The 10,748-nt window shown below is 56.8% G+C and carries 9 protein-coding genes, 1 tRNA gene and 1 riboswitch; of the genes, 5 read left to right on the top strand and 5 right to left on the bottom strand.

Going from position 1 to position 10,748, the window contains the following annotated elements; genetic code table 11:
* From RSF91_RS17290 to RSF91_RS17280, 3 genes are all read left to right on the top strand, one after another.
* On the top strand, window positions 1–2,677 hold a 2,677-nt coding region (locus RSF91_RS17290; protein WP_332569585.1), incomplete at its 5' end, for a type I secretion C-terminal target domain-containing protein.
* A 334-nt stretch (window positions 2,678–3,011) separates the two neighbouring features.
* Window positions 3,012–3,647, top strand: a complete 636-nt coding sequence (locus RSF91_RS17285; protein ID WP_332569596.1) for a transglutaminase-like cysteine peptidase — start codon at window positions 3,012–3,014, stop codon at window positions 3,645–3,647.
* A 45-nt stretch (window positions 3,648–3,692) separates the two neighbouring features.
* A complete protein-coding gene (locus RSF91_RS17280) occupies window positions 3,693–5,681 on the top strand; it encodes a bifunctional diguanylate cyclase/phosphodiesterase (protein WP_332569584.1) in 1,989 nt (662 codons plus the stop codon).
* A 68-nt stretch (window positions 5,682–5,749) separates the two neighbouring features.
* Here the strand turns inward: RSF91_RS17280 and RSF91_RS17275 are convergent, their stop codons facing one another.
* Window positions 5,750–6,754 carry a bile acid:sodium symporter family protein gene (locus RSF91_RS17275; protein ID WP_332569583.1) on the bottom strand — a complete coding sequence of 335 codons (1,005 nt, stop codon included), beginning with the start codon at window positions 6,752–6,754 and terminating at the stop codon, window positions 5,750–5,752.
* 118 nt (window positions 6,755–6,872) lie between these two features.
* On the opposite strand from RSF91_RS17275, the gene RSF91_RS17270 reads away from it, so the two are divergent.
* The gene (locus tag RSF91_RS17270) at window positions 6,873–7,808 is read left to right on the top strand and encodes a LysR family transcriptional regulator (protein WP_332569582.1); all 936 of its coding nucleotides are present in this window, start codon (window positions 6,873–6,875) and stop codon (window positions 7,806–7,808) included.
* An 8-nt stretch (window positions 7,809–7,816) separates the two neighbouring features.
* On the opposite strand, the gene RSF91_RS17265 is transcribed toward RSF91_RS17270, so the two are convergent.
* A complete protein-coding gene (locus RSF91_RS17265; protein ID WP_332569581.1) occupies window positions 7,817–8,131 on the bottom strand; it encodes a hypothetical protein in 315 nt (104 codons plus the stop codon).
* Between the two features lie 304 nt (window positions 8,132–8,435).
* Between RSF91_RS17265 and RSF91_RS17260 the strand changes: the two genes are divergently transcribed.
* The gene (locus RSF91_RS17260; RefSeq protein ID WP_332569580.1) at window positions 8,436–9,359 is read left to right on the top strand and encodes a substrate-binding domain-containing protein; all 924 of its coding nucleotides are present in this window, start codon (window positions 8,436–8,438) and stop codon (window positions 9,357–9,359) included.
* Here the strand turns inward: RSF91_RS17260 and infA are convergent, their stop codons facing one another.
* The 3 genes from infA to RSF91_RS17245 all read right to left on the bottom strand — a co-directional run bounded on the left by infA (window position 9,360) and on the right by RSF91_RS17245 (window position 10,334).
* Window positions 9,360–9,626, bottom strand: coding sequence for a translation initiation factor IF-1 (gene infA / locus RSF91_RS17255; protein ID WP_099737386.1), 267 nt, complete (start codon window positions 9,624–9,626; stop codon window positions 9,360–9,362).
* Window positions 9,627–9,648: 22 nt separating this feature from the next.
* The gene (locus RSF91_RS17250) at window positions 9,649–9,867 is read right to left on the bottom strand and encodes a hypothetical protein (RefSeq protein ID WP_099737385.1); all 219 of its coding nucleotides are present in this window, start codon (window positions 9,865–9,867) and stop codon (window positions 9,649–9,651) included.
* Between the two features lie 390 nt (window positions 9,868–10,257).
* Window positions 10,258–10,334 (bottom strand) — tRNA-Gln (locus RSF91_RS17245).
* A gap of 320 nt (window positions 10,335–10,654) precedes the next feature.
* Window positions 10,655–10,748, top strand: a riboswitch (cobalamin riboswitch). This riboswitch is flagged as partial in the annotation.

Genomic DNA, 10,748 nt, shown 5'->3' with positions numbered 1-10,748 from the left:
GCTGCGCATTGACATCGTGGACGACGAACCCAAGGCCAACGCCGACGTGGCCAGCGTTACCGAAGGCCGCTCAGTGACTACTGATGCCGCGCACGGCGTCTTGGCCAATGATGCTTCCGGCGCAGACGGCTGGGCTTTTGGTGGCGGGATTGTTAGCGTCACCAACAGTACCAATGTCTCCGGATCAGCAAGCGGAAATGGCTTCACGATTACAGGCCAGTACGGCACGCTGACTTTGAACAAAAATGGCAGTTACACCTATAAGGCGAATGCCAATGTGAGTGGCGATGCACAAGATGTATTTATCTATACGGTCAAGGATGGCGATGGCGATATGAAGTCGGCAACGCTGACCGTCAACGTGGATCAGTTCGCAGGCGGCAATAACAATGACAACCTGATAGCAGGTGGTGCTGGCGATGATGTGCTGCTGGGCGATCAGGGCGGCATGGTCGCAGTCAAGATACCAAGCCAGAACTACAACATTGCGTTGATCGTGGATACGTCTGGCAGCATGGAGGACTCCTCAGGCCAGGTGAAGGGCGTGGATCGGAGGGGCAACCCTACGTACTACACACGCCAGGAGTTGGTGATCAATGCTTTGAAGGCATTGGCAGATAAGCTGGCAGTGCATGACGGTGTGGTGAACGTCAAGCTGATTGGTTTCGCCCAGACAATTTCCTTGGATGCCGCTGCCATTCAAGGTCTGAAGACGGGTAATGTGGGTACGTTGAAGACTCAGATTGACACTCTGACTGCAAGCGGCGGCACCAATTACGAAGCAGGTTTCAAGGCTGGTGTTGATTGGTTTGCCACCCAGGCTACTGAGGGTAAAGGCACTGGCGATGGCTATGAGAACCTGACGTTCTTCCTGACGGATGGCAAGCCGACCTATTACTACACCGGGGCGGGTACGGGAACCTTGCAAGGAGATGGTAGTACGACGACGGATGCCACGCTGCTGGGTTCGGTGGACGGCTTCAACAACCTGGCGGCTGTGAGCAAGGTTCATGCCATCGGTATTGGCAGCGGTGTAACTGCGGATGACTTGGCGCTGTTTGACAATACCGGTTCGGGTGTCGCGCGCTGGCTCGCTGTGAGCAAGTCTGCAACTTCTGTGGCGGATTTCGAGGTGGGTAGCACCTCTTCGGCAGTCTGGGCCAATATGAGTAAGTGGACGATTACGGGCACGGGCCAGACGGGCAGCGGTGTCTTTGTTGACCCTGCAGTGACGACTGGGTCCTCGTCATCAAGGCATAGCGCTGAGTTGGTTTTGCGCGATGTCAAAACCTCTAGCACGGCAACGACGGATGCTGTTTCTGCCGGTTCGCCTAGCATTGTGGTCGCTGATGGCACAAAGACAGATATTCAGTTCTCTTACAAGACTTTGAATTTCGCAGGCAGCGGTTCCGGGAAGGACACCTTCACCTGGACGCTGGAGAAACTGGTGAATGGCGTGTGGACGACTACTGCTCAAACGGGTAGCGTCACTGGCAACAATGATTGGTCGGTGAAAACCATTGCCGCTGTGGATGCAGGGGAATATCGGCTGAAATTCACCGTGGAGGACAAAACCGACAACAACAGCTCCGCCGAGGTTCGGATCGATGTGATCAAGACGCAGGTGGTTCAGGAGTCGGTTGCCAAGGGAACGGTAGATATTGTCAATACGGCCGATCAACTATCGGCTGCGTTGGAAGGTGGTTCGCAGCGTAACGAGCCTGCTGTGCTTGGGAATGATGTGGTTCGTGGTGGTGAAGGCCACGACATCATTTTTGGCGATGCAATCAATACCGACAGCTTGCTTTGGGCTGGTCGTGACATGACTACGTTACCTCTTGGCTCCGGCTTGGATGCCCTCAAGGCCTACCTGATGTCACCGGCTTCGGGTACTTCTTATACAGGAGGAACGCAGTCTACGGATGCACAGCTATACGAATACATCAAGAACCATGCGGCTGAGTTCAATGTCTCGGGCGATACGCGTGGAGGAAAGGATGTATTGTTTGGAGATGGTGGTAATGACATTCTTTATGGACAGGGCGGCGGCGACATCCTCTTTGGCGATGGGCTGAAGGTCAGTGGTAAGGAAGACTACGAAGCGCTGCAGCAACTGGCAGCGACTGCACTGAATAAGGCCGTTACTGCGGTGACTGCGGATGATGTGTATACCTATGTCTCAACGCACGCGACTGATCTTAATCAGTCGAATATCGGAGATGGTAATGACAGCTTGTACGGCGGCACTGGCAAAGACATCATTTATGGCCAAGGTGGCAACGACACCCTGATCGGTGGTGAAGGCGACGATATTTTGTTCGGAGGCACAGGCAACGACACCTTTGTCTGGCTCAAGGGAGATCAGGGTACTGCGGCAGATCCGGCCAAGGATGTAATCAAGGACTTCGGCATGAGCGCCGCTAGCCCCAATGGCAACGATGTGCTGGATCTGAGTGACCTGCTGCAGGGGGAAACCTCCGGAACCATTGGTAACTTCTTGGAATTCAGCAAGTCGGGCAGCGATACGGTACTGAAGGTTTCGACGAATGGCACGTTGAACACGAATGGGTTTGACCAGCAGATTACGTTGGAAGGTGTTGACCTGCTGGGCAGCAACACCTCGCAGGAGCTGATTCAGAAGATGATCACCGACGCCAAGCTCAAGATCGGAAGCTGATCGGCGGTCTGGCGGTTGAATCGGCAAGGCAGGGGGCTCGCATTCGCAAGGCCTCTGCCTTGGCCGATCTACGGTGGGGCAGTGCGGTTCTCACAAGCACTGTGATTGGTTACATTCATGCGTGATTCTGGCAAGCAGTCTTTGCTTGCGAATATCAAAAGTAATAGCTGCTTGCCTTTTATCTGTAAGCGCTAGAGCCTGATTTGGCTTGTGGCGCTTGTTTTTGAACTGTCCGCTCCGTTTGAACCATTTACCTTGTTCCGTTTCGTCCGTGTCTTTTGACGAGTCGCCGCGCTGGTCGCGTCGGGCTTTGCTTGGGCTGGGAGCGGTGGCTATGGGGAGCTGGGCGCTGCGCATCGGTGCAGATGCGATTGCTCTGGACTTTGACCCCAACCGCCTGCAGCAAACCATGCAAAGCCGTAATGGCGCAGCGGGCGTCAAGGTGCTGAATCAATGGCTGGCAATGATCAAGGCTCAGCAGGGCAAGCCGTTGCAGCAGCAGTTGACGGTAGTCAATGAGTTCTGGAACCGCGCGGTGGTGCAGACCGAGGACAGCATGCTCTGGGTACAGCCGGATTACTGGGCGACGCCGCTGGAGACGCTGGGCAAGGGCGCGGGCGATTGCGAGGACTATGTGATTGGCAAATACTTTTCGCTGCTGCGGCTTGGGGTGCCAGGGGACAAATTGCGGCTGATTTATGTGCGGGCGCGCATGGGCGGGGTGGGCAGCACGCAGAGTATTGCGCACATGGTGCTGGGCTATTACGAAACACCAATGACTGAGCCGCTGGTGCTCGACAGCATGGTGGATTTTTTGCTGCCATCCAGCCAGCGTAAGGATCTGACGCCTGTCTTTAGTTTTAACGCACAAGGGGTTTATGTGGCGGGGGCGCAGCCTTCGTCGGTAGACCGCATTACGCGTTGGCGGGATTTGCTGACGCGAATGAAGCAGGAAGGATTTTTGCCGTGAGTTTCGGATGCGATTTCTGTTTACAAGGCATGTAGAGGAAGCACGATGTCTTTGTTAAAACAACTTTTGATCAGTGTGACGGTGGCGATTCTGGCGATTCTGGCTGGCACGCTTGTCTTTAGTATTGATTCTGCGCGCCAGTATCTGGACGGCCAGTTGCAGTCGGAGGCTGAGAATGCCGCATCCTCGTTGGCCTTGTCGCTGTCTCAGCCTGCCAATCAGGATCCGATCACGCGGGAGTTATTGATGACGGCGCTGTATGACAGCGGCCAGTTTCAACGGATTGCGCTGGCGTCCCCCGAAGGTCAGATCCTGTTTGAGCGCCAGCGCTCGGATGCAGACAGCGCGGACACAGGCAGGCGCGTGCGTAGCGATGGCGCTCCGAAATGGTTTTCTCAGCTCTTGCCGCTGCACGCGCCCAAGGCGCAGCGGGTGGTTAGTGATGGCTGGAAGCAGGTGGGGCAGCTGACGCTGGAGGTGGACGATGCATATGCGCGCAGCGCGCTATGGAACAGTTCGGTACGCATGGCAAGCCTGGTGGTGCTGGCCGGTGTTGGGTGGACGGTGTTTGTGGTGCTGCTGCTTCAATGGTTTCGCCGGGTGCTGAGACAGGAGATTGAGGCGCAGGTCAAAGGTATTGGGCGTACGTCGGCAGGGCCTGTTTCGGTGTCTGCATTGCTTCCACAGAAATCAGCGGTGGCGGAACTGGCTCCAGTGCTCAGTGCGATTGCAGATACGCGTGATCGCGTGCAGGCGACGACGCTTGAGCAAATGGCGCGTATCGATTCGTTGGAGCTGGAAGTCAACCGCGACCCGGTGACTTTGCTGCCCAACCGCAAATACTTTGTCAATGAACTGCATCGCGCCCTCAGCGGAGCGGATGCTGAGGCGGCGCATGGCTATGTGATGCTGTTCCGTCAGCGCGACTTGCTGGCCCTCAATGCCCAGATGACGCGTGCTAATGCTGATGCATGGCTGAAATCGGTCGGTGAGCGTGTGAGCCAAGTACTCAATGCCCATCCGGATTACAGTCCGCAACTGGCCCGCCTCAATGGTGCTGATTTTGTGGTGCTGATGCCGTCATTGGCCGGGCCTCAGGCCATGTCGCTGGTGCTGGAAGTTCGCCAGGTGCTGCAGTCCATGCGCTTGACCTTGAGCGGCGGCCACTGGTGCCGCTGGAGCTTTGCCCTGACCGATTACACGGCCTCAAGCTCGGTGACGGGTGTGCTCTCGCGGCTGGACTATGGTGTGATGCGAGCCGAAAGCTCGGGTCAGTCCGATGTGGAATATGTGGCTTATGGGGATGAGGAAGTGGTCTCCAATATGGCGGGCGAGACTTTGTGGCGCCAGATGTTGATCGCATCGCTTGAAACGCCGGATGCGTTGTCGCTGACCGTGCAGCCCATGCTTTTCACGACAGATACTGGTGTGAAAAGGCGTTGCGAAGCATCACTGTCATTGCGCACTGCGACGGGCGAAGCCTTGATGGGCTCGCTGTTTCTTCCTGTGGCCGTGCGCTTGGGCATGTCGGCAGATTGCGACCTGCGTGCGGTGGCACTGGGGCTTGAATGGTTGGAGGAAGGGGGTGCTGAACTGGTCGTCCGGATCTCGTTGCCATCACTGGCGCAGCCAGATTTTCTGGGGCGTTTGAATGAGATGCTGAAGGCTCCGAAGTGGGCGCGGCGACTGCCGCTGCTGTGCCTGGAGCTGGATGCGCACGGGCTGATGGCCTATCCGGGGGAGATAACTGATTTTTGCCAATCCATGGCTGAGCTGGGTGTGGGCGTGGGTTTGCGCCGGCTGGATCAGCAGCCTATGGTGCTGGCCAAGTTGCACACTCTGCCGCTGCGCTATGTGAAGCTGGGTGGCAGTTTTGCTGAGCAATCTGTGCAAAGCCCCGGCGCCTTGCATTTGCTCGAAGCCATGGCCGTAACGGCTGCGCAGCTAGGCATTCAGGTGGTCGTGACGGAAGCGGTGAATGCGCAAGCGCAAGAGTTGCTGCGCAAGCATCATGCGTTGACGTTGTTTGCTTGAGGCAGAACATTCTCACAAAAAAGGGGCGCTGATAGCGCCCCTTTTGTCTGGATTGCGTGTGCGGCACTTCAAGCGCCAATGGCGGTGTCCTTAGTGTTTTCCTCGGCGCTTTGCGGTCGCTGGGCATAGCGCTGGGCCAGTGCGGCGCAGACCATCAGCTGGATCTGGTGGAATAGCATCAGCGGCAGCACAATCGCACCGACCGACGCGGCGGGGAACAGCACGTTCGCCATGGGAATGCCGCTGACCATGCTTTTTTTGGAACCGCAAAACACCAGCGTGATCTCATCTTCCTTGTTAAAGCCAAGGCGACGTGCACTCCAGGTCGTGATGACCAGCACCACGGCCAGCAAGATGCAGCACAGCACGGTCAGGCCGATGAGCGAGGGAATAGGGGGCTGCTTCCACAAGCCGCTAATGACGGCAGCGCTGAATGCGGCGTAGACCACAAACAGAATCGAGCCCTGATCTACCAGTTTGATGACGGATGCGCGGCGTTGCAAAAATCCGCCAATCAAGGGGCGCAGCAAGTGGCCAATGACAAAGGGCAGCAGCAGCGTCATCGCAATCTTGCCAACGGCGTGCAGCGCATCGCCGCCTTCGGCATTTTTATTGAGCAGCAAGCTGACCAGAATGGGTGTAACCAGAATGCCCAGCAAGGTCGAGGCCGAGGCGCTGCAGACCGCCGCAGGCACATTGCCGCGCGCGATGGATGTAAAGGCAATGGCCGATTGCACCGTGGCGGGCAGGGTGCACAGGAAGATGACGCCGATATACATCTCGGTAGTGACCAAGGGCGAGAGCAAAGGGCGCAGCGCCAGGCCCAGAACTGGGAACATGACGAAGGTGGCGATGAAGATGCACAGATGCAGTCGCCAGTGGCCTATGCCCGCCAGAATTGCCTGGCGCGAAAGCTTGGCGCCGTGCAGAAAGAACAGCAGGCTGACAATGGCTGTGGTGGCCAGCTCTACATACTCGGCCATCTTGCCGGAGGCGGGTAAAAAGCTGGCGATGATGACGGTGGCAAGCAATGCCAGCGTGAAGTTATCGGGGAGAAAGCGAGGGCGCGACATATTTTGAATTCAGACCATTCATGCAAAGCACCGATGGGGTGCGTGATGGCTGCGTATTGGATACGTAATCCATTCAAAAGAGAAATGGATTTATTCGATAGATCTATAATTTTTTGATATGAATGTAAGTCTGCGCCAATTGCGTGTTTTTGTGGCCGTGGCTGAAAGCAGCAGCTTCAGCCGTGCGGCAGATGCGTTGGCCCTGACGCAACCTGCGGTGAGTCGCAATGTGACGGATCTGGAGCAGGCTATGGGCCTGCAACTGCTGCACCGCACTACGCGCGAGGTGGAGTTGACCGAGGCGGGTCGTCTGCTGCTGGGCAGCGTTTCGCGTGTGCTTGAAGATCTGGATGCATGCCTGCTGGAAGTGCAGGGCCTGGCCACGCAGCGCAAGGGGCGGGTCAAAGTGGCCAGCAGTCCCACCTTGTCGGCCCATCTGCTGCCGCAGTGCATTGCGCGTGGCAAGAAGCAGGTGCCGGACGTCAATATCCAGTTGCTGGACCGCATTCAAAGCGATGTCTTGCTCAGCGTGCGCAGCGGCGAAGTGGATTTTGGCGTGGTGATCGACCCGTCAGAAAAGCAGGATCTGGATGCGCAGACTATTGTGGCCGAGCCGTTTTGCTTGGTCTGCCTCTCATCGCACAGGCTGGCGCGCAAGAAAGAGGTGCACTGGGCAGATCTGGCGGGGCAGCCCTTGGTGCTGCTCGATCATGCCTCTGGCAGCCGCCGCCTGATTGATGCCGCGCTGCAGGCGCATGGGGCCGCAGCATCGGTGGTGCAGGATGTGGGGCACACGGCCACGATCTACAGCATGGTGCAGCAAGGGCTGGGGCTGAGCGTGGTGCCGCGGCTGGCCATTCCTGTGGGCTGGGGCAAGCAGGCAGCAACACCGGCCAAATCAGCGGGCAGCGCCGTGCTGCTCAGTCGGCCGTTGGTGCCCAAGGTGCAGCGCAGCATCATGCTGGTCAAGCGCCAGCAACGCGAGCTTTCGCCTGTCGCGCACCTGGTCTGGGACTTGATCGCTGCCGAAGCGTTGAACCTGCTGGATGAGTAAAAGCGCGCTCATGGTCTGAGCACAATGCGCGAGTCAATCACCAGACCCTGAGGTTGGGGTGTGACATATACGGGCTGGGGTGGCGCCATATAAACGGGGTGAGGCGCGTGGTGATGGGGGCGGTTTTTGCACTTGCGCTTTTCCTTGTACTCGCCATTGCTCTTCCACTTGCGCTCCACCTTGCACTGGCCATCCCAATATTCTTCTTTGTGCTCGCGCTTGTGATGGTGGTGATGTCGATGGTCGTGTGCCTGGCTGGTCAGCGGAGTGGCGATCAGCGCAATGGGCAGGCAAATAGAGGCGAGGGCAAGGATTCGTTTCATGGTGAGTGGGGCAGCGCAGCAGGCGAGTCGCGCCATGCGCAGAGGTTCAAATGCTGCGAGCTTAAGCGCAATGCGCCAAAGATGCTGTATCAATTCATGAGCAGCGCCCGCAATCCTCATCAAGGCTGCAGGGTAGTAGATGGTGAAACCATCAAAAATATGAGCAGCTTGCGCTTGTTGTCCTTGAATTCTTAAGCGCTTGATACATTAAAAGAAGACGAAGTAAGCGCAAGCAGCTATTTTCTTGATAGCGGCTTTGGCGCTGCAAAGTATTCAAAAAAATGAATGTGAAGGAGACATTTTTATGCCCGGTACAACGATGACTGACGTGACCAAGGCACTGGGCTACCAGCCCGGACGCCTGACGCAGTCGCGGCATGGAGAAGCTTCGCGCATGGTTGCGCTGATGTCTTCCATGCCTTACGCAGTCGCCGGTGGCCCGTCGCGTCTGGGCTTCATGATGGAAGTGGCATCTGTCGCTGCGGGCTGCGCACTGGAGCAGAGCATGGCCATGGTGCTGGTGCCGCCGCTGGAGTCAGGTCAGCGTTCGCTGGACTTCATGAGTGTGGATGGCGTAGTGCTGATTGAGCCAGCGGCCAATGACAAACTGCTCATGGAGCTGACGGCGCGTGGCTTGCCCGTCGTCTCCATTGGCAAGCCCGGCGGCCACCGCTTCAATACCGTGCCCTATGTCGATTTGCGCCCCGTAGATTCGGTGCAGCATTTGCTAGAGCACTTGCAGGCGCAAGGCGCACGGCAAATCGCCATGATTCTGGGGGCGGCGGAACGAGACTCTTATGCGCAGGCGGAAGTGGCCTATCAGCGCATGGCCCATGCCATGGAAATGGAGCACATGGTGCTGCGTGTTGATGAAGCGCTGGGCGAAGCTGGCGGAAGCGATGCGGCCCGCCAACTGCTGGAGAGTCACCCGCAGATTGACGCATTACTGGTCTTGGTCGATGTGCTTGCCGTCGGTGTGATGCAGCATGTGCATCAAATCGGCTTGAGAGTACCGCAGGACATCAAAATTGCCACGCGCTACGACGGAATGCGAGCGCGGACTTGCGAGCCCGCGCTGACAGCCGTGAATTTGCATCTGGATCAGGTCGCTCGTCTGGCGATTGACCTGCTGGCTGAGCACCTCGGGGGTGTCAGCGTCCGGCAGGTGGCGCAAGCCCCCATGCCGGAGTTGGTGGCCAGAGCCTCCACCAAGTCGCTTGCTCGCTGATTAGCGCTTGCGCTGCTGACCTTGAGGCGCAGGACCGCTGCCCGAGCGCTCGATGTGACGGAAAGTCAGGCGACCCTTGTTCAGGTCGTAGGGAGACATTTCCAGAGTGACCTTGTCACCGGCCAGCACGCGAATGCGGTGCTTGCGCATCTTGCCGCCGGAGTAGGCGATCAACTGGTGGCCGTTATCCAGCGTTACACGAAAACGGGCATCGGGCAACACTTCGTCGACTCTGCCTTGCATCTCAATCAATTCTTCTTTGGCCAAAACAATTCCTTTTTAGAAAGACTCAGTTCAACTGGTTTTCCAGCACCATGCAACGCCCTTCGGCGAGTGCATATTTGCTGGCCATATCCGGTGTATCAAACTGTCGAATAAAGCTGAAAATCCGGTCATATTCGCCACGGCGGATGGAAACCGCTGCAGCCACCTTGCCGGAGTGGGTGATGTTGGTGAGGGCAGTCACAATGTAGTTGCCGACACGCTCTGTAATTTGTTCTTTGTGCATATCGTGTCAGCGGTGGCGAAAACCCAGACATGGGCCATGCCATCCACTGAAAAATGAAAAAGATCCTGCTTGAGTGAGCTTGGATCAAGTGAGCCAGCCGCTTGAGGGTGGCTTTGCTTCTTGCCGAAGAGAAACACTCAGGCTGTACGGAGCCGAGCATGAGGCAACGTGAGATCTGCCGTTGATGCTGCATGAGGCAAGTTCCATGCAGCAAACCTGAAGATTATAAAGCATTGCCCCTTGATAGGCAAATTCCAAGGGTGTTGGCGCGATGGTGAGCGTTTGCCCTGTGGCGAGGCGTCCACTGGCCCTTGCATCGCAGAAGCCCATGTTGGGCTGCGAAAAACAAAAAGCCTCAATTGCGTGAGCAATCAAGGCTTTCAGATGTTCTGGCAGGGGAAGAAGGACTCGAACCTTCGCATGCTGGAATCAAAATCCAGTGCCTTAACCAACTTGGCGACTCCCCTAGAAGATGCGTATTGTATAGCAGTTTTGCTATGAATTTAGAAAACTCTGCCGATGAATGCAATCACTGCTCAATTCAGGCTCCTGCCAGGGGCCGGGTTGCGGATGAAATGAGCGTGATGAAGGCGGCTGTTTTTGCCGCTGCGCCTTCATGGTTGCGTTGACAGGCGCTACTTCTTCTGGGTACCCATCCCGCCTGCTTGATGAAGCCGCTGCTGCACAGGCGCTGAAAAGCAGCCCCTGATTCAGACCGTTGCTACGATATACTGAGCGGCTAATTGAAGAGGGGTTTCCAGCGCATTGGATGCGTTCGGTACTTCCAATTTAATTTCATGTTACAGGTGCTCGGGCTAAGTCCCGAGTTAAACGGGAACAGGGTGTAAAGCCCTGGCTGCCCCCGCAACGGTAAGCAGATC

The sequence above is a fragment of the Comamonas sp. genome, assembly GCF_036643215.1.
In the GTDB taxonomy this organism is placed as follows: domain Bacteria; phylum Pseudomonadota; class Gammaproteobacteria; order Burkholderiales; family Burkholderiaceae_C; genus Comamonas.
Note: the sequence above shows the minus strand (reverse complement) of the source record. Positions and strands in the feature narration are given on the sequence as shown.

Bases quoted from the DNA above. Each gene is read 5' to 3' on its own strand.
- RSF91_RS17285 (WP_332569596.1), top strand. From the start codon at position 3,012: ATGGGGAGCTGGGCGCTGCGCATCGGTGCAGATGCGATTGCTCTGGAC.
- RSF91_RS17280 (WP_332569584.1), top strand. From the start codon at position 3,693: ATGTCTTTGTTAAAACAACTTTTGATCAGTGTGACGGTGGCGATTCTG.
- RSF91_RS17275 (WP_332569583.1), bottom strand. From the start codon at position 6,754: ATGTCGCGCCCTCGCTTTCTCCCCGATAACTTCACGCTGGCATTGCTT.
- RSF91_RS17270 (WP_332569582.1), top strand. From the start codon at position 6,873: ATGAATGTAAGTCTGCGCCAATTGCGTGTTTTTGTGGCCGTGGCTGAA.
- RSF91_RS17265 (WP_332569581.1), bottom strand. From the start codon at position 8,131: ATGAAACGAATCCTTGCCCTCGCCTCTATTTGCCTGCCCATTGCGCTG.
- RSF91_RS17260 (WP_332569580.1), top strand. From the start codon at position 8,436: ATGCCCGGTACAACGATGACTGACGTGACCAAGGCACTGGGCTACCAG.
- RSF91_RS17250 (WP_099737385.1), bottom strand. From the start codon at position 9,867: ATGCACAAAGAACAAATTACAGAGCGTGTCGGCAACTACATTGTGACT.